Consider the following 18,838-nt stretch of genomic DNA (forward strand, 5'->3'; position numbering starts at 1 on the left):
GCGCTCAGCGGGTGGAGACGACTCCCTCGCTGATCCGCAGCGCGTTCGCGAGGATCGTCAGGACGGGGTTCACCCCGCCGTTCGTGACGTGCGTGGAGCCGTCGGCGATCACGATGTTCTCGTGCCCCCACACCCTGCCCTCGGGGGAGACCACGGAACGGGCCGGGTCGGTGCCCATCCGGCAGGTCCCGGCCTGGTGCTGGCCGCCGCTGGGCGGGGTGGGCGCGGTCATCGACGGCATCGGGCGGATCTCCGCGGCGCCGGCGGCGGCGAGCCACGCGGCGGCGCGGTGGGAGAGCAGGTCCCGGCCTCGCAGGTCCTCCGGATGCAGGCTCCCCTCGAGCCGCACCAGCGATCGTCCGAAGCGGTCGCGGCGCCCGGTGAGACGGCGCACCCTCGAGGATGCGGAGGTCACCTCCTGGATCGGGCCCATGATGCGGGCGAAGCGGAGCATCGCCCGCTCCATGGTCGGTGATCCCAACGGGGTGTCCGCGGCGACCAGCCCGGTGTCGTGGAGGGAGCGCTGCATGCTGGCGGGGGTGGGCACGAACTCGTCGGCCAGGATCCCGCCGCCGACGATCCCCTCGTTGCCATGGCGGAGATCGGTGGTCGCGATCTGCGGGCCGGGACCGCGCAGATCGACCACTTCCTCGGCGAACAGCGCGGAGGCACCGCCGTAGGCGTGCCCCTGCAGGTGACGGCCCACCTGGTCGGTGTCGTTGCCCAGGCCGTGGGGGTGCTCCTCCGTGGCGCTGTCCAGGAGCAGGCGCGCGCTCTCGATGGCGCCGGCGGCGAGCACCACGAGCCCGGCGCGCACGGTGGCCCGCCAGATCCTCCCGTCCCTCGCGCCCACGAGCTCCACCCCGCGGGCGCGCCCCGAGCCCGCGACGAGGATCCGGGAGGCCTGCGCACCGGGCAGGAGCGTGGTGTTCCCCGTCGCGAGCGCCGCGGGGAGGGAGGTGGTGTGGCTGCCGGCCCGGGCGCCGACGGGGCAGTCGAAGCCGACGCACTGCGCGCACCGCCGGCAGGCGCTGCGTCCGGCGTAGGGCCGGGTGTTGATCAGCAGCGGGACCGGCTGCGTGCCGAGGCCCAGCTGCCCGGCGGCGCGCTCCAGCCGCGCGGACAGCGGCGAGGGCGGGAAGGGCCCCATGGGCAGGGGGACGCTGCGCGGCCCGTCCCACGGGCCCGGCGAGGATCCGCCGCTGACGCCGAAGCTCTGCTCGATGCGGGCGTAGTAGGGCTCGAGGTCGTCGTAGGTGATCGGCCAATCGGCCAGGGAGCTGCCCTCGGGGACCCCGTAGGTGCTGGCCATCGCCAGGTCCCGCGGGGCGAGGCGCCAGGCCTGCGCCCCGTAGACGCGGGTGCCGCCGCCGATGGTCATCGCGTTGTTGCTCCACAGCGAGTCCGCGGAGCGGACGCGGCGGAGGTCGTCGGCGCCGAGGAGGACCTCCCGCTCCTCGGCGTCCGCGCCCGGCCCGGAGCGGGGGAACAGACCCGAGGCAGCGCGTGGGGTGCGCAGATGCTCGGTGAGCAGCGCGGAGCGATCCGGGAGGGTGCCGCGCTCGAGGACGAGCACGCTGCACCCGGCCTCGGCGAGGGTCTGGGCGGCCACGCCGCCGCCGGCACCGGAGCCGATGACGATCGCGTCGTAGGTCTCCGCGAGGTCCTCCGGGGTCGCGAGATCCCGCGGGCCGATGCGCAACGGTTCCCAGTGCTCGGGCGGGGGCGGCGACCAGGCGCCGACGTGCGGGGCGAGGGCGGGCCCGACCCGGTCCGCAGCGAGCCCGTGCGCATAGAGCGCATCGCCCACGACGGTGCGCAGCGCGCGCCCGGCGGCCTCGCCGTCCGCGGCGAGCACGGCGTCCAGCCACGCCGGCTGCTCGGTGGTGCCGACGGCGAGGATCCGGGCCGTGAGCTCGTCGATCAGGTCCTCGCGGGCGAGGGCCGGGTCGAGGGCGCGGGCGACCTGCGCCCGCACCGCCGCGGTGATGTCACTGTCCTGCAAGGGAGCCTCCGATGCCGCCGACGCTGAAGAAACGGTTGAGGAACGCGAAGATGAGCACGGGGGGCAGCATCATGATGACGGCGCTCGCCATGACCGGCCCCCAGTCCGTCGCGTTCTGCTGGAAGAAGGTCTGCAGCCCGATCGGCAGCGTGAAGTTCTGCTCGGAGCGCAGGAAGACCAGCGCGATCAGATAGTCGTTCCACGCGAGCAGGAACGAGTAGATCGCCGTGGACAGCACTCCGGGCAGCGAGTTGCGCAGGATGATCCGCACGAATCCGCCGAGCACCGAGCATCCGTCGATCCACGCGGCCTCCTCCAGAGAGGCGGGGATGGAGTCGAAGTACGCGGCCATCATCCAGGTCGCGACCGTCAGCGACGAGGCCACGAAGATGATGGTGATGCCCGTCAGCGAGTCGACCAGGTGCAGCCTGCTGAACACCATGAACAGCGGGATCACGAAGATCACGACCGGCAGGGACTGCACGACGAAGATGCCCAGGGAGAAGGCGGAGACCGCCCGGGAGCGCCCACGGGAGATGACGTAGCCGGCCGGGGCCGCGACCACCACCGAGATGACCGTCGCCGCGATGGTCGAGAGCAGACTGTTGCGCAGCCAGATCGGCAGGTCCGTGCTCGTCAGCACGTGGATGAATGACTCGAGGGTCGGCCCCGCAGTCTCTGAGGAGGTCAGGGGGCGGAATGCCAGGCCGATGACCACGAAGATCGGCAGGAGGCACAGCACGGCGAGGAGGGTGAGCGCCATGGGCCGCCACGGCATGGAGCGCTGCCGTCCACTGCGCCGTGTGGAGGCTGGGAGAGTGGCGATAGCCATGGTCAGTCAGCCTTTCGGATGCTGCGGAACAGAGCGAGAGAGATGCCGATCAGGGCGGCTGTCATGAGGAACGCGACGGCGACTCCGTACCCGGGCTGGAACGACTGGAACACGGACCGATAGGCGAGGACCACGAGGGAGGTGGTCGCATCGACCGGGCCGCCCCCGGTGAGGAGGTAGATGGTCGGGAAGTCGTTGATGGTGAACATCGACATCAGCACCCAGCTGATGTACGTCGACTTCGCGGTCAGCGGGAGGGTGATGTGGAGGAGAGCCCCCACTCGTCCGGCCCCGTCCACCGTGGCCGCTTCGTAGACGGTGTCATCGATGCCTTCGAGCGCCGCGGACATCATGAGGAACATGAAGGGGAAGCTGATCCAGATCTTGAACAGGCAGACCATGACGACCGCCAATGTCGGATCGGCGAGGAACAGCACATCAGGCATGCCGAGTGCGGCGAAGAACTGGGGGATCGGGCTCGACGCCGTCGCCACCAGCCAGTTCCAGCTCATCGACGTCACCACGACCGGCACCACCCACGGAAGCAGGAAGGCGACCTTCAGGATGGACCGTCCGAGGAACGGCCGACGGAATGCGAGTGCCAGGGCATACCCCACGAGCCAGCTGCCCAGCACACCGCACAGCGTGAAGACGAGTGTGAAGCGGACGGCCTTCCAGAACGAGGGGTCGGTGAGGACGGTCCGGTAGTTCTCGAGCCCGACGAAGGGGCCCTGCGCGATGAGCGACCCATCGTGCAGGGACTGCTGTGCTGCGTAGAGCACGGGGTAGGCGTTCACCACGACCATGAGGACCAGCGCAGGTGCTGCGAGGGCTGTCATCGTGAGCGCGCGGCTGCGTCCTCTCAAGGGGATGCCTCCAGATGTGGCGATGGGGGAGCGGGTACGGCGGGCCTCACATGAGCTGCTCGAGCTCGCTCTGGAGGGTCTCCAGCATCTGTCGCGGACTCTGATCACCCTGCACGACCTGCTGCACGAAGGCTGCTGCGGCTTCGCCGCCGTCGACCGAGTTGAGGGCTCCGAACGCGGCGGGCGCCTTCGCCCCGAGCGTTTTCCCGATGGGCTGCCACTCCTCGATCGCGATCACCGCGTTGGGGTTCGAGGCGATCTTCTCGTTCGCTGCGAGACGTTCGGTGACGGGGAGGTCGATCATGACGTCCTGCAACCAGAACTCGTCGGTCTGCGTGGCCCACCACGCCGCGTACTGGTCGCTCGAAACCTGGTCGGGAGTGTTCTCGTAGAGCATGATCGCGTTGATGTAGTAGATCGTTCCCGTGCTCCCGTTCGTGCTGGTCACCGGGCTCATGACGCGGAGGTCGGAGGAGACGGGGTCCTTCATGACCTTGTCGAAGCCGGTTTGGCCGAATCCCATGGCGATGCGCCCTTCGGCCCAGTCCGAATCCAGGTTGTCGCTGGTGTAGCTGGCCGATCGGGGATCGATGATCCCCTCGCCCACCATCTCTTCGACGAACTCGAGTGCCTCGATGTTCTCGTCGCTGTCCGCGAAGGGCTCGCCGTCCTCGGTGAACAGGCCGCCGCCGTTGTTGATGAACAGGGCGAAGATGCTGTGCTGGGCGTCGGTGGTGCTGCTGCCAGCGGCCATCCCGAAGCCGATCTTCCCCGCCGCCTTGAGCTTCTTCCCGGCATCGAGATACTCCTGCCAGGTGGTCGGGACATCGGCGCCCGCCTCCTCGAGCATCGACTCCCGGTACCACAGCACGCGCAGATCCAGGCCCCAGGGGATGCCCGCGTAGCCCTGTTCGGTGTGCATCGACTCCAGCAGCCCGGGCAGGAAGTCCGCCTTGCCCTGCTCCTCGAGGAGAGCGATCGCCCCGTCGGCCGGGACCACGGCGGAGTCCTCCAGGAAGGAGAAGGGCTGGAACGCCGCACCGGTGCTCACCGCCGGGCCGGTCCCCGACGCCACGGCGGAGCTGAACGTCTGGTACCAGTTCGCCCAGGGGATGGATTGGTAGGTCACGCCCAGGGCGTCGTCCTCGGGCTCGTAGCCGCCGGCGAGCTCTTGCGCGAGGGCGGTGTAGTCGGCTCCGGTGCCCCAGACCATGTCCCAGAAGACGAGGTCGCCACCACCGGAGGAGGAGCCGCCTCCGGATCCGCAGGCAGAGAGGGCCGCACCGGCGGAGAGGGCGCCGGTGGCGCTGAGGAGGGTACGGCGGGTGAACGGTCGGCGTCGGTGATCCTGCATGTTCGCTCGTCTCCTTTGAAGGCGGAACACGGGGCTGCGACGACAGTGCGCAACCGGTTGCGCGATCAACGGTAAGTGACGCCCGTCACCTCGTCAAGAGAGATGGCGCCGGCGATCCGGCCCGACGGGTGCTGAGCGCGACCTGTCAGGAGGTGGAACTGCGGACGTGCAGCACCGGGGGCTCGATGGCGGGGAGGTCGCCGTGCTCGTCCACATAGGTCGCATTCAGGAGCGCGCGCGTCCACAGGCGGCCCAGGCCGGTGACGTCATGTTCCAGCGACGTCAGGGGAGGATCGCTCAGGAGGCACAGCTCGGAGCCCAGCCAGCTGATCACGGAGACGTCGCGGGGAACGTCCACTCCGGAGGAGCGGAGCGCCGTCATCGTCTCGATCGCAGCGAGCTCGTTGTCGACCACCAGGGCTGTGAGGCGGTTCCCTTTCTGCAGAGTGAGGGCCTCATGAGCGATCGCACGGGGATCGAGAGAGGTTGATGTGCTGGTGATTGCCTCGACCTTCCCGCGCCACTCGTCGAGTGCTTCGACGCGCCGCCGGGTGGCGATGAACTGCATCGGTCCGGCGACCCACCCGAAGCGGCGGTGGCCGGTGGCGTGGAGATGCCTCATGATCTCGTGCACCCCGGCGAGATCGTGCCCGGAAACACAGGCGTCCGGCCCCATGGTTTCGGTCGGATCCTCTCCGAGGGACCCGACGGCGGAGGTCGGGATGCCGCGTTCGCGGAGCAGTTCGACCCGCGGGTCATGGACCTCCAGATCGGTGAGCAGGATGCCGTCGACCCGGCGCTCCGACTCCCACTCCGCATAGATGCGCAGCTCGTCCTCCAAGGTGTCGACGAGCTTGAGAACGAGGTTGTAGGGCGTCGCGGAGAGCTCCATCTGGACTCCGATGAGCTGGTCCATGAAAAAGGGGTCGATGGTGGAGGACTTCGGGGTCCGGCGCACCACCCAACCGATCGCCCCGGCCTGCGCGAGCGACAGTGCCCGGGCCGTGGAGTTCGGACGCCATCCGTGAGCCCGTGCGAGCTCGAGGACACGATCCCTCGTCGCCGTGGAGACGCCGGGCTTTCCCGACAGCGCCCGGGACACTGCCGATTTGTTGACCCCCGCCTCGCTGGCGAGATCGGCGATCGTGAATCGGTTTTTCGCCATGCCTCAGTATGGCGGGAGAAGAGGGCGCCGTCCGCGGTGCCAGCTCGGATGCGGATATCGTCGAGGGCATCGGCCACGCCGTCCCCGGCCACCCGGGGTCGCCCGCCGATGCACCTCCTCGGTGCCTCCGAGGTCCCCTCCGGAGAGAAGGAGCGCCATGAGCGTCCCCCACCTGCTGGACCACATCGTCATCGCCGGCCCCGACCTGTCCGAGCTCGTGGACTGGTTCCACGACCTCACCGGCATCACCGCCGCCCTGGGCGGCGCCCACCCCACCGGCACCGCCAACGCGCTGGTCGCCCTCACCGTCGGCGGCGAGCGGCGCCCGCACTACCTCGAGCTGATCGGCCCCGACCCGGAGCGGGAGGGCGAGGAGCTGCCCAAGAGCTTCAACATCCACCGCCTGCGGAAGCCCACCGTCATCACCTACGCGGTCCACCCCGAAGGGATCGACCGTGTCGTCGAGCAGGCCCGTGACCAGGGCGTCGAGCTGGGGGAGGTGGAGGACCTCTCGCGCCGCACCCCCGAGGGCGCGCTGCTGCAGTGGCGCCTGACCCGCGCGCCGGCACCGCAGAACTACGGCATCCCCTTCCTCATCGACTGGGGCTCCACCGAGCAGCCCGGGCTCGGCGACCTGCCCGTCATCGAGCTCGCGTCCTTCGAGCGCGTCGAGGCGGGGCCCGCTCCGCTGCGGCAGGCCTACGAGGCGCTGGGCCTGGGCGAGGGGCTCGCCGCGATCCGCGAGGGCCGCGGCTCGCGCTTCGCGCTGCAGCTGCGCACGGCCGACGGGCGCGAGATCGAGCTCTGAGGCGCGGCGCGGGCGGCCGATGCCGCGGCGCGGTGCGGCGGATCGAGCTGGTGATTCGGTCCTGTGTGAGCCGCCTTGCCGGACCACATGACCAGCTGGTTGCGCTCAGCTGGGGACCTGGGGCGCGCCGAGGCGGCGGTCAGAGCTCGGTGACGAAACCCTGCTCGACCATGAACTCCAGCGCGACGTCCGCCGGGAGCTCGCCGAACTCGTCGACCCGGAGGTTCATCGCCCGCAGCGCGTCGTCCGTGAGCGCGGGGGTGACCTGCGCGTACACCGCGGCGAGCTCGGGATAGGTCCCGAGCGTGGCCGTGTTCAGCACGGCCGCCGCGTTGTAGGCGGGGAAGTAGCCGCGGTCGTCCTCCAGCACCGTGAGGTCCAGGCTCTCGATGCGGCCGTCGGTCGTGAAGACCTCGCCGAAGTTGCAGGTGCCGCGGTCGGTCGCGGTGTAGACGGCGCCGGTGTCGAAGATGGCGATGTTGTCCTCGGGGACGCCCTCGGGGTCATCGCGCGGGATGCCGTAGGTCTCCAGCATGGGCACCAGGCCGTCGGGCCGGGAGTTGAACTCGGACTCGACGCACAGCGTGCGGTCCTCGACGGGCAGCTCCGCGAGCTCGCTGAGCGTCGAGACCCCGCCGAGCTCCTCGACGGCCTCCGAGCGCACGGCGAAGGCGTAGGTGTTGTTCAGCGGCGCGGGCTCGAGCCAGGTCAGGCCCGAGGCGGCGTCCGCATCCCGCACCGCCTCCCACTGCTCCTGCTGGTCCGGGATGCCCTCGGACTCACCGAGGTAGGTCAGCCAGGCGGTGCCGGTGTACTCCCAGGTCATGTCCGCCTCGCCGGAGGTCATCAGCTCGCGCGCGGGGACGGAGCCGGGCACGTTGGTGAGGTCGTTGACCTGGAAGCCGGCGGCCTTCGCCGCGAGCACCCCGATCTTCCCGAGGATCAGCTGCTCGGTGAAGTTCTTCCCGGTCACGGTGATGGTGGCGTCCTCGGGCAGGCCCTCGATGGCCCGGATCGAACCGGGACCGACCTCCGGGGAGTAGGCCGTGGCCGGGCGCAGTCCGCAGCCCGCCACGGGGAGCAGGCCCAGCGCGGCCAGGGCGCCGAGGCGCCGACGGCTGAGCGTCGGTCCCCGACCGGAGCGGGAGGAGGGTGCGGCCATGATCAGAGTCCCTTCGGGCGGGCGAGGTGCTCGACGACCCGGCCCAGCCAGTCGATGATCAGCGCGAGCAGCGCGATGAGCAGCGCACCGGCGATGAGCACGGTGAAGAGGTAGAGGTTGACGCCGGTGATGATGAGCAGCCCCAGGCCGCCGGCGTTGACGAAGGCGCCGAGGGAGGCGGTGCCCACCAGGAGCACCAGCGCGGTGCGCACACCGGAGAGCATCACGGGCACCGCGAGCGGGAGCTCGACCCGCAGCAGCACGGACAGGGCCGTCATCCCCATGCCGCGGCCGGCCTCGACCAGGCGCTGGTCGACGCCGCGGATGCCGACCATCGTGTTGCGCAGCACGGGCAGGACGGCGTAGAGCACCAGGGCGATGATCGCGGCGCGGAAGCCGTCGGGCACGAGCGCGGCCAGCAGCACGATGAGGCCGATGGCCGGGGCGGCCTGGCCCACGTTCGCGACCGCGAGGACCGGTTCGGCGAGGAACCGCAGCGGCCGACGGGTCAGCAGGATCCCCAGCGGGATCGCGATCACCAGCACGATCACGGTGGAGACGAAGGTCAGCGCGAGGTGCTCGCCGGTGAGGTTGAGCAGGGTCGTGGGGTTCAGGGTGTTGCGCTCGGTCGTGCTGAGCGGCGCGGTCATCAGCCAGATCGCGAAGGCGGCGAGCAGGGCGAGCAGCACGGCGATCTGGATGCCGAGCGCCTTCCAGCCGCGAACCGATTCCTCGGCCGCCGCGCTGGTCCCGGTGGCGGTGGTGGTCTCAGTCATCGGCGCCGGTCCCGGTGGTGGCGGTCTCGTCCTCGGGCGTGACGGCGTCGAAGGTGCCGGTGTTGGTGCCCACCGGGGCGTCGCTCGAGCGCTCGGCGGCGGCGTCGCGGGCCGCGCGGATCGCGTCCATCACGGTCTCCACGTCCACGACGCCCTCGAAGACGCCGCCGCGGCCGGTGACGAGGGTGGCGCCCGCGCTCGAGGCGAGCATGACGTCCAGCGCGTCGTTGAGGGTCGCGCCGGAGCCGACCACGGGCATCGACGCATCGTGCTGGGTGGGCAGCTGCCGCATGCGGGACAGGGCACGACGGCCCGGCCAGGCCAGCGGGCGCCCCTTGGCGTCGGTGACCACGACGTGCTCATGACCGGCGGCCTCCGCGCGACGCAGCGCCTCGGCGGCATCGCCGCCAGCGGGAGCGATGACCGCGTCGTAGGCCTCGACCTCGCGCACGCGGCGCAGGGCGAGCTGCTTGAGCGCCGCCCCGGAGCCGATGAAGTTCTCGACGAACTCGTCCGCGGGCTCGGCGAGGATGCGCTCGGGGGTGTCGTACTGGACGATCTGCGCTCCTTCGCGGAACACCACGATCCAGTCGCCGAGCTTGACGGCCTCGTCGAAGTCGTGGGTGACGATGACCATCGTCTTGCGCACCTCGTGCTGGATGCGGATCAGCTCGTCCTGCAGGCGCTGGCGGGTGATCGGGTCGACGGCGCCGAAGGGCTCGTCCATCAGCAGCACGGGCGGGTCCGCGGCGAGCGCGCGGGCCACACCGACCCGCTGCTGCTGTCCGCCGGAGAGCTCCTTGGGGTAGCGGTCGCGGTAGACCTCGGGATCGAGGCCCACCAGATCGAGCAGCTCGTCGATGCGCGCGGCGATGCGGGCCGTGTCCCAGCCCAGCATCTTGGGCACGATCGCGATGTTCTGCGCGACGCTCATGTGCGGGAAGAGCCCGCCGGCCTGGATGACGTACCCGATGCGGCGGCGCAGCTCGTCGCCGTTGATCGCGGTGACGTCCTCCTCGCCCAGCAGGATGCTGCCCTCGGTGGGCTCGATGAGCCGGTTGATCATCTTCAGCGTGGTGGTCTTGCCGCACCCGGAGGGACCCACGAGCATCACGACCTGGCCCTCGGGGACCTCCAGGGTCACGCCGTCGACGGCAGGGCGCTCCTGGCCCGGGTAGCGCTTGGTGACGTTGTCCAGGCGGATCGAGCGCCCGGAGATCCCCTGGGCGCCGTCCTCGGTGGTGGTGGCGTGGTCGATGTCAATCACGGATGCCCTTCGAGGTCGTGAGCCGGCCGATGCCGAGCAGGAGGAGGTCGAGGATCAGCGCGAGGATCACGATGCCGACGGTGCCGGTGATGATCGACTCGAGCGCGCCGGCCCCGCCGAGGCGCGAGAGCCCCTGGAAGATGAATCCGCCGAGCCCGGGGCCCAGCACGTACGCGGCCACGGCCGCCACGCCCATCACCATCTGCGCCGAGATGCGCACGCCGCTGAGGATCACGGGCCAGGCCAGCGGCAGCTCGACCCGGAAGAAGATGCCCAGGCGGCTCATGCCGATGCCGCGGGCGGACTCGACGAGGGCAGGGTCCACGTCCGCGAGCCCCACCACCGCGTTGCGCAGGATCGGCAGCGTCGCGAAGAAGACGATGACCACCACGGCGGGCGGGACGCCGAAGCCCAGCGGCGCCACCATCAGGCCGATGAGCGCGAAGGAGGGGATCGTCAGGCCGACGGCGCTGACCGCGTTGGCGATCCCGCGGCCGGCGCGGCTGCGGTGCACGAGGGCGGCCAGCAGAACGGCGATGAGGGTCGCGATGATGACGGACTGGGCGACGAGACTGAAATGCTGGACGGACGCGAAGATGATCTCGCTCGAGCGCGAGCGGACAAATTCGCCGATATTCACAGATACGCCTCAGATGTTGGTCGGGGAGGTGCTCGCCGGGTGTTTCCGGTGGGAATCGGGCAGGGCTCTCTTCGAGGTCGAGACTAGGTGGCGGGGGTGGGGAGGGCAAGCCGGAGGCGCTGATCCGGGTGTCGATCACCGGCTGTGCGGTCGGGGTGGCGACGTGTCGGTGCGGCATTGCCACAGGCCAGGGAGGGGTGTGGAGGTGTCGCCTGTGGAGGGGTGGCGATCGGGTGGCGGGGGTCACTCTGGAGGAGTGCGGGCCGGAGAATATGTGGCTGGATGTGCAGGTGGTGACGCATCTCGGTATGCGAAGAAGCGTGGTCGAGGTGTGCTCAAAAATGCTGTCGACGTGCTGCTGCAGGGGTCATGGTGAGGCGCGGGGGCGGGCCTTTGTGGAATCCGTGCCGTGGTGGAGTATCGGGGCAGTCCGGAGCGGGGCGGGATGCCCGCCAGTCTCGCCCGTGCCCCACGCAGCAGCACGGCGGCCCGAGTGGCACGGGGCGATCCTGTTCGTGTCCGTGGTGAGCATCTATCCGGGGTCTCTCCGGGGCGGGGGCACGGTGGTCGCTGCCGGCGTCGTCGGCGCTGCGTTGGTGGGCCGGAGCCGACGTCGCCGACCGGCGTCCCCTGCAGCGATCGGCGATCGAGCGGCACCGCGCCGACCGTGATGCTTCCGAGACCTGAAGTGTGGCGCACCCGCTATCGCCGCAGGAGCCCCATCGTGTTCTCTGATCGAGAAGCGCCACGCTGGATCGACGACGATGCAGTCGCGCCGAACCCGGACTGGTGGCGTTCGCTCCTCTCTCGGTGAAGGGTCGCCATGGCTCAAGGTTTCAGCGCGCTCGATCGGAACAAGAAGATCGGCGTGATCTCGGCGCTGTCCTGCTGCGGCTGCGGCGGGCTCGCCCTCCTCCTGATCGTGCTCCTGGGCGTTCTGGGCGCGACGGTGGCACCGGAGGCCTCCGAGAAGGAGCCCGCCTCGACGGTCCAGGAAGCCGCGCCGGCGGAGGCGGAGCCCGAGCCGGCCGCGGAGACGGAGCCGACTCCGGCGCCCGAGTCGACCGCGGTGGCGGAGCCGAGCCCGGAGTCGGCGACGGAGCCGGCACCCTCGACGGAGGCGACCCCCACGGAGCCGCCGCCGGACACCTCGACCGCGCTCGGCGTGCTCGCCACGCTCGAGGTGAAGGGCCGCGCGCCGACCACCGGGTACGACCGTGACCTCTTCGGCTGGCGCGACGACATCGACCACAACGGCTGCGACACCCGCAATGACGTGCTCCGCCGCGACCTCTCCGACATCGTGCTCAAGCGCGGCACCGATGGCTGCGTGGTGCTGTCCGGAACGCTCGCGCCGTCTCCGTACAGCGGATCGGACGTCGCCTTCGACCAGCAGGCCGACAACAACCTCGACATCGATCACGTGGTCGCGCTGTCCGATGCCTGGCAGACCGGTGCGGCGCAGTGGGAGGACCAGGAGCTCCGCGAGTTCGCCAACGACCCGCTGAACCTCATCGCCGTCGAGGACCACCTCAACCAGCAGAAGGGCGACGGCGACGCCGCGACCTGGCTGCCGCCGAACACCTCCTACCGGTGCGAGTATGTCTCCCGCCAGATCGCGGTGAAGGCCAAGTACGACCTCTGGGTGAAGCCCGCGGAGAAGGACGCCATGGAGGAGGTGCTCGGGGACTGCGAGGGACAGGCCGCCTTCGCGGACGACGACGCCACTCCCGATCGGTGGGAGGGTGAGGGAGCTCGGGAGCAGCCTGCCCCCGAGCCCGAGCCCGAGCCCGAGCCTGAGCCCGAGCCCGAGCCCGAGCCCGCGCCGGCCGCGGATCCTGCGCCGGTGGAGGAGCCCGCCGGGGACGGAGGCACTGCGTTCTATGAGAACTGCGATGCCGTGCGGGCCGCCGGGAAGGCCCCGATCCATGCCGGGGACCCGGGGTACTCCCGGAAGCTGGACCGGGACGGAGACGGCATCGGATGTGAGTGAGCGCGGGGCGCGGCGTGGCGGGATCCAGCGCCGATCATCGAGGGGCTGCCCGGCGACGACCTCCGTCTGCGCGATGCCGTGCTGACCGTCGCCGACCAGGTGCGCCGTCTGCCCTGATCACCTCACTCCGGCAGTGGGTCCTCCCGCTGCGGATACGAGGGCTGGGCGCCATGGCGGGTGACGGCGAACGCGCCGACGCGCGCGGCGTGCCGGCAGGCGTCGGCCGCACCGGTCCCGCGGGCGAGGCCCACCGCGAGGGCGCCCACGAAGGCGTCCCCGGCGCCCGTGGTGTCGACGGCGCGCACGGCCGGGGAGGGGATCTCGATCAGCTCTCCGCCCTCGGTCAGGAGCGCGCCGTCCGCGCCGCGGGTCATGACCACGGAGCGCACGCCGGCGTCGCGCAGCCGGCGAACCGTCTCCGCGTCGTCGTCCGGAGCCTCCTCGCCCGTCAGCGCTCGCAGGGCCAGGCGTCCCTCGGACTCGTTGACGACGAGCGGGTCGGCCGCGGCGAGCGTCGCGGGGTCGACGTCGATCACCGGGGCGAGGTTGAGCAGGAAGCGCGTGCCGGCCTCGGTGCACAGCCGTGCGAGCTGATCGACTGCTGCCGCGGGGATCTCCCCCTGGGAGACCACCAGGTCGTTCGTGGCGACGTCCTCGCGCAGGGCGTCGATGTCCTGCGCGGTCCAGGTGCCGTTGGCCCCGGGGATGATGACGATGCTGTTCTCGCCCGTCTCGTCCACGGTGACCACGGCCAGGCCGGTCTCCGTCCCGGACTGCTGCGTCGTCGCGGAGAGGTCCGCGCCGGCGCGGTGCAGGAGCTCGAGTGCGAGATCGGCGTCGGCCCCGGTGCCCGTGCGGCCCGCGAAGCGGACGTCGCCGCCCAGCAGTGCGGCCGCGCAGGCCTGGTTCGCGCCCTTGCCGCCGGGGGAGCGGCGCGAGGAGGTGCCGGCGAGGGTCTCACCCGGTGCCGGATGCCGGGGGACGCTCAGGACGAGGTCCACGTTCACGGAGCCGACGACGAGGACGCGGCCCGGAGGAGGGCTGACGTGGTCAGGCATGTCGAGTGTCCTTCCGGCGGGCGAGGGGGCTCGGCCACGGTAACCGACCGCCCCGGCCGCGCACGCCCGGGCCTGTTGTCGGTCGGGGCGAGCTCGCCATGGAATGAGCCGCGGATTCGCCGTTGATCTCGCCCCGATCATGGGACGGAGCTGGCCTCGATCGGGCGAGCGCACCGCCCGAGCACGGCAGAGGGCCGAACTCCCTCAGGCGGACTCCCGCCGCCGCAGCTCCATCTCCAGCACCTCGGTGCGCGGCGTCCCGCCGTCCAGCAGGTCCCGCAACAGCGAGACGGCCACCTCGCCCTCGCTCACCATGGGCTGCGCGACCGTGGTCAGAGGCGGATCGGCCTGGGCGGCGAGGGGATGGTCGTCGAAGCCGATGACGGCGACGTCCTCGGGCACGCGCCGTCCGGCGGCGCGCAGGGCATCGATCGCACCGACGGCGAGCCGGTCGGAGGCGCACAGGACAGCGTCGATCTCCGCGCCGTCGGCGAGGAAGGCGGCGAGGGACTGCTCGCCGGTGCGCTCGTCCCACCCGCCGAAGACCACCCGCTCCGCGGGCAGCGCCGCGCCCAGGACGTTCCGGTAGCCCGCGAGGCGATCGGCGGAGGCAGGGTTGTCCCGCGGTCCCAGCAGAGCGATCGGGTGGCGCCGACCGTCCTCGGCGAGCTGCTGGGCGGCCAGCTGCGCGCCGATCACGTCGTCGGCATAGACGGTGGAGAACTGTCCGGCGTAGGGGTCCCCGGGCAGCCGGCCGCACAGTACGGCCGGGGTGTTCATGCTGGCCATGTGCTCGAGCAGCACCTCGTCGACGTAGGGCGTGAGGTGGATGATGCCGTCCACCACGCCCTGCTCGAGCAGGCTGCGCACCTTGGCCTGCTCCGCCGCGGAAGAGGCCTGCAGCAGCAGCGGGGTGAGCGGCGTCGCGGAGAGCGCGCTGTAGGTGCCGCGCAGGATCGACGCGAAGGTGGGGTCGGTCCACATGTCCTCGAACGGCTCGGTGACCAGCAGGGCGACGGCGTCGGACCGCCCGGTGGCGAGGCTGCGAGCCTGGTAGGAGACGACGTATCCGGCGCGGCGCATGGCCTCCTCGACCCGCGTCCGCGTCTCCTCCGTGACGAGCGAGGAGCCGTTGAGCACGCGGGACACGGTGGTCTTGGAGACGCCGGCGAGGCGCGCCACGTCCCGCATGGTCGCACGGGAGCGCGCGGTGTCGTGCGAGGTCACGGGGTCGAGCTCCTCTCGGGCCTGGGGCGCCCGCGATGGCAGTCGCGGGTCGGATCCTTCCATTCTCCGGGATCCCGGCGCCGTCGACGCACAGCGACCGCACCGTGACATCGGCCCGCGCCTCGGAGTGGACATGCCGATGAAACCGGGTCCATACTATCTGGAACCGGTCCCATTCAGCGGGGCCGGGTCCCTGACGAGAAGGAGGAGCCGGTGGAGACGCCGAACTTCTGGGAGGACCACACGCTCACGGGGCGCGGTCGTCTCCCCGCCCGCGCCTACTTCTTCGGCTACGCCGACGCACCCACCGCGGCCGCGATGCGTCGCGAGGACTCCCGCGGCTTCACCTCCCTCAGCGGCCCCTGGCGCTTCCGGCTGGTCGACGGTCCAGCCCGTGTGGACCCCGCTGTGCACAGGAGACTCCACCGCGACTGGGACCTGGTGGAGGTACCGCACCTGTGGCAGCTCGACGGCTACGGCACCCCTGCCTACACCGACGAGGCCTATCCCTTCCCGGTGGACCCTCCCTTCGTCCCCTCGACCACACCGACTGCCGTCTACCAGCGCACCGTCACGATCGATGCGCTGGCACCCGAGCGCGAGCGGGTGCTGCTGCGGCTGGACGGGGTGGAGAGCTGCGCCGAGGTCAGAGTCGACGGCACGTCGGTCGGCGTTACCAAGGGCTCCCGCCTCGCGGCCGAGTTCGACCTCACCGATCACCTCCGGGTGGGGGAGAACCTGCTGTCGATCACGGTGCTGCAGTACAGCGACGGCACCTACCTCGAGGATCAGGACATGTGGTGGCTCTCGGGGATCTTCCGTGACCTCTACCTGCTCACACGCCCCGTCGACGGACTGCGCGACCTCGCGATCCGCACCCCGTGGGACACGGAGCGCGCCGGGCTCGAGATCGACGCCACGACGGGACCCGGCTGCGCCCGCATCGACTGGGTGCTGCGCGACGGGGAGCGCATCGCCGCCGAGGGGAGCACCGCGACCGCCGACGGCACGGCCGCGATCCGCGGCGGCGTGGACCGTCCCGTCGGATGGACCCCTGAGGATCCGCACCTCTATCGCCTCGAGCTCACCCTCCGCGACGCCGCCGACGAGGTCATCGAGGTCGTCCCGCACCGCGTGGGGCTGCGGGAGATCACCATCGAGGAGGGGGTGCTGCGCTGGAACGGACGCTACGTGATGATGCACGGCGTCAACCGCCACGACTGGGACGACCGCCGCGGCCGGGCCGTGGACATGGAGCGGGTGCGGCGCGACCTGGTGCTCATGAAGCAGCACAACATCAACGCCGTGCGCACCGCCCACTACCCGAACGACCCGCGCTTCTACGAGATGTGCGACGAGCTGGGCCTGTTCGTCCTCGCCGAGACGGACCTCGAGACCCACGGCTTCGCCGCCACCGGGCGGCTCGAGCAGCTCACCGACGATCCGGCCTGGGAGCACGCCTATGTGGACCGCATCGAGCGCCATGTGCTCGCCCAGCGCAATCACCCCTCGATCATCCTGTGGTCGCTGGGCAACGAGTCCGGCTTCGGCCGCAATGTTCGGCCGATGTACGAGCGGGCGAAGCAGCTGGATCCCACGAGGCCTGTCCACTACGAGGAGGACCGGGATGCAGAGGTGGTGGACGTGGTCTCCACCATGTACTCCCGGGTCTCGCAGATGAACGACTTCGGCGAGCACTCGATGGGGAAGCCCCGCATCCTGTGCGAGTACGGGCATGCGATGGGCAACGGCCCCGGGGGTCTGGCCGAGTACCAGGAGGTCTTCGATCGCTGGCCCTCCCTGCAGGGGCACTTCCTGTGGGAGTGGTCCGACCAGGGCATCCGCCGAGACCGCGAGGACGGACCGGTCTGGCTCTACGGCGGGGACTTCGGCGAGCACACCCACAATGCGAACTTCTGCATCGACGGGCTGATCACGCCCTGGCAGGAACCCGGCCCGGGCGCGCTGGAATACAAGAACCTGCTGTGCCCGGTGCGGATCGAGTGCACGGACGGGCAGCTCGAGGTGCGCTCCCGTCAGCTCTTCGAGCCGCTGCAGGGCCTGGACCTCGTGCTCGAGAAGCGCCGCGAAGGCACCGTGGTCTCCTCCCGGGTGATCGGCTGCCCGGAGGTGGCGCCGGGGGAGAGCGTGCCGATGCCCGCGGCGATCGATCCGGCCGCCCTGGTGGGTGAGGGGTCGCTGACGATCCGGGTGCTTCGCCGCGAGGCCACGATGTACAGCGAGCCCGGTCATGAACTGGGCGTCCAGGAGATCGCCGCCTTCCCCGCCGTGCACACACCGCGCGCTCTGGGCCCGGGCCCCGCCGCGGTCCGCGCTCGCGCCGAAGGGCTCGAGCTGCACCTCGGCACCGGTGACGACGCACTGGTCGTCGACACAGCCGACGGGATGCTGCGCAGCTGGCGCGCGGCGGGCCGCGAGCAGATCGTGCGGCCCCCGCGCGTGCAGCTCTGGAAGCCGCTGATCGACAACCACGCCCAGGAGGACGCGGACCTGTGGGAGCCGCACCTGCTGCGCCACCTCGAGACCTCCGTGCGCGCGGTGGACTGGGAGGCCGACGAGGAGCGGGCGGTGGTGCGGGTGCACGCACGCCTGGCGGCCCCCGGACTCGACGTCGGCCTCGAGACGTGGCTGACCTGGACGCTGGCCGCCGACGGGGCGCTGAGCTGTCACCTGACCGGCACGCCCATCGGGACCTACCGCGGACTGATCCCGAAGGTCGGGATCGAGCTCGGCATCGACCCCGCTCTGCGCCACGTCGCCTACCACGGCCGCGGCCCGGGGGAGAACTACACCGATTCCTCCGCCGCGACCTGGGTGGGGTGCTTCGAGACGACGGTCGATCAGATGGACACCCCGTACGTGGTGCCGCAGGACTACGGCAACCGGCAGGACGTGCGCTGGGCAGAGCTGACCGACGGCGCCGGGCACGGCCTCGCCGTCGAGGCCGACGGCCCGCTGCTGAACCTCAGCGCCTGGCCCTATACCCGCGAAGAGATCGACCGCGCGCGTCACCGTGCGGACCTCGTGCGCGACGAGGAGGCGATCACGCTGAACCTCGACCATCGCCTGCAGGGGCTCGGTTCGAACTCCTGGGGCTCGGAAGTGCTCGAGACGCACCGCCTGCGCCTCGGGGACGTCGACTACGGATTCCGCCTGCGGGCCCTCACCGGTCAGGAGAACTGAGATGGAGATCTTCGACGGCACGGCGGACCTCGCCCGCGTCACCGCCGGACACCGCCCGTGGCAGCGCGTCCTCGAGGCGATCGAGCGCGCGCCCACCTGGTACGAGGGGTCCATGCACTCCCTCGGTGACTCGCTCACCGCCCTGCGCACTAGGTGCCGCTGGGAGGCCGAGCACTTCACCGGCCACCGCCGCTACCTCGAGGTGACCTGCGCGGGGGCGAGCCCTGTCGAGCTCGAGGTCGCGCGGAAGGACGAGCTGGTATCCGCCGGCGACTACCGCGACACGAGCGACCGCGAGCACTTCACCGGCACCGGTCGCCCGGTGCGGCTCGAGCCGCGCCAGATCCTCGTCTTGGCGACCGATGAGGCACTGCGCTGGCGCGCACCGGCCGACGCTCCCGCGACCGTCGTCCACCTGACCGTCGAGGGCACGGTGCTGCGCTCGCCGTAGAGCCCGCGCCACCGCCCCACCGTTCCCCTG

At 71.0% G+C, this 18,838-nt stretch carries 15 protein-coding genes; 4 read left to right on the forward strand and 11 right to left on the reverse strand.

The window, feature by feature from the left end; all coding sequences use genetic code 11:
• Window positions 1–4: 4 nt before the first annotated feature.
• The 5 genes from CXH06_RS06435 to CXH06_RS06455 form a co-directional block, all read right to left on the reverse strand.
• Entirely contained in the window at window positions 5–2,005 is a 2,001-nt protein-coding gene (locus CXH06_RS06435) for a GMC oxidoreductase (RefSeq protein WP_114854339.1), read from the reverse strand.
• Window positions 1,992–2,768 carry a carbohydrate ABC transporter permease gene (locus CXH06_RS06440; RefSeq protein WP_232820233.1) on the reverse strand — a complete coding sequence of 259 codons (777 nt, stop codon included), beginning with the start codon at window positions 2,766–2,768 and terminating at the stop codon, window positions 1,992–1,994. Before CXH06_RS06440 ends, CXH06_RS06435 begins: the two co-directional genes overlap by 14 nt.
• A gap of 71 nt (window positions 2,769–2,839) precedes the next feature.
• The gene (locus CXH06_RS06445; RefSeq protein ID WP_114854341.1) at window positions 2,840–3,676 is read right to left on the reverse strand and encodes a carbohydrate ABC transporter permease; all 837 of its coding nucleotides are present in this window, start codon (window positions 3,674–3,676) and stop codon (window positions 2,840–2,842) included.
• A gap of 73 nt (window positions 3,677–3,749) precedes the next feature.
• Window positions 3,750–5,057, reverse strand: a complete 1,308-nt coding sequence (locus tag CXH06_RS06450) for an ABC transporter substrate-binding protein (RefSeq protein WP_114854342.1) — start codon at window positions 5,055–5,057, stop codon at window positions 3,750–3,752.
• A 145-nt stretch (window positions 5,058–5,202) separates the two neighbouring features.
• Window positions 5,203–6,222: a LacI family DNA-binding transcriptional regulator gene (locus CXH06_RS06455; RefSeq protein ID WP_114854343.1), complete on the reverse strand. Its 1,020-nt coding sequence runs from the start codon at window positions 6,220–6,222 to the stop codon at window positions 5,203–5,205.
• Window positions 6,223–6,379: 157 nt separating this feature from the next.
• On the opposite strand from CXH06_RS06455, the gene CXH06_RS06460 reads away from it, so the two are divergent.
• On the forward strand, window positions 6,380–7,030 hold the full coding sequence (locus tag CXH06_RS06460; protein WP_114854344.1) for a VOC family protein: 651 nt from the start codon (window positions 6,380–6,382) through the stop codon (window positions 7,028–7,030).
• Window positions 7,031–7,169: 139 nt separating this feature from the next.
• Here CXH06_RS06460 and CXH06_RS06465 read toward each other — a convergent pair whose 3' ends face one another.
• From CXH06_RS06465 to CXH06_RS06480, 4 genes are read right to left on the reverse strand one after another with little or no spacing between them, the layout of a single operon-like run.
• A complete protein-coding gene (locus CXH06_RS06465; protein ID WP_114854345.1) occupies window positions 7,170–8,192 on the reverse strand; it encodes a glycine betaine ABC transporter substrate-binding protein in 1,023 nt (340 codons plus the stop codon).
• A 2-nt stretch (window positions 8,193–8,194) separates the two neighbouring features.
• Complete coding sequence (locus CXH06_RS06470) at window positions 8,195–8,968, reverse strand: ABC transporter permease (protein WP_114854346.1); 774 nt, start codon at window positions 8,966–8,968, stop codon at window positions 8,195–8,197.
• Window positions 8,961–10,226: an ABC transporter ATP-binding protein gene (locus tag CXH06_RS06475; RefSeq protein ID WP_369832975.1), complete on the reverse strand. Its 1,266-nt coding sequence runs from the start codon at window positions 10,224–10,226 to the stop codon at window positions 8,961–8,963. Before CXH06_RS06475 ends, CXH06_RS06470 begins: the two co-directional genes overlap by 8 nt.
• A gap of 1 nt (window position 10,227) precedes the next feature.
• A complete protein-coding gene (locus CXH06_RS06480) occupies window positions 10,228–10,869 on the reverse strand; it encodes an ABC transporter permease (RefSeq protein WP_114854503.1) in 642 nt (213 codons plus the stop codon).
• 829 nt (window positions 10,870–11,698) lie between these two features.
• On the opposite strand from CXH06_RS06480, the gene CXH06_RS06485 reads away from it, so the two are divergent.
• Window positions 11,699–12,868 carry a DUF1524 domain-containing protein gene (locus CXH06_RS06485; RefSeq protein ID WP_114854348.1) on the forward strand — a complete coding sequence of 390 codons (1,170 nt, stop codon included), beginning with the start codon at window positions 11,699–11,701 and terminating at the stop codon, window positions 12,866–12,868.
• Window positions 12,869–12,990: 122 nt separating this feature from the next.
• Here the strand turns inward: CXH06_RS06485 and CXH06_RS06490 are convergent, their stop codons facing one another.
• Together CXH06_RS06490 and CXH06_RS06495 are read right to left on the reverse strand one after the other, a co-directional pair.
• Complete coding sequence (locus CXH06_RS06490) at window positions 12,991–13,926, reverse strand: ribokinase (RefSeq protein ID WP_114854349.1); 936 nt, start codon at window positions 13,924–13,926, stop codon at window positions 12,991–12,993.
• A 204-nt stretch (window positions 13,927–14,130) separates the two neighbouring features.
• Window positions 14,131–15,153: a LacI family DNA-binding transcriptional regulator gene (locus CXH06_RS06495; protein WP_198684026.1), complete on the reverse strand. Its 1,023-nt coding sequence runs from the start codon at window positions 15,151–15,153 to the stop codon at window positions 14,131–14,133.
• A gap of 213 nt (window positions 15,154–15,366) precedes the next feature.
• On the opposite strand from CXH06_RS06495, the gene CXH06_RS06500 reads away from it, so the two are divergent.
• Together CXH06_RS06500 and CXH06_RS06505 are read left to right on the forward strand one after the other, a co-directional pair.
• On the forward strand, window positions 15,367–18,357 hold the full coding sequence (locus CXH06_RS06500; RefSeq protein ID WP_114854351.1) for a glycoside hydrolase family 2 TIM barrel-domain containing protein: 2,991 nt from the start codon (window positions 15,367–15,369) through the stop codon (window positions 18,355–18,357).
• A 1-nt stretch (window position 18,358) separates the two neighbouring features.
• Window positions 18,359–18,808, forward strand: a complete 450-nt coding sequence (locus tag CXH06_RS06505; protein ID WP_114854352.1) for a hypothetical protein — start codon at window positions 18,359–18,361, stop codon at window positions 18,806–18,808.
• Window positions 18,809–18,838: the final 30 nt, after the last annotated feature.

Source organism: Brachybacterium sp. YJGR34, assembly GCF_003347015.1.
In the GTDB taxonomy this organism is placed as follows: Bacteria; Actinomycetota; Actinomycetes; order Actinomycetales; family Dermabacteraceae; genus Brachybacterium.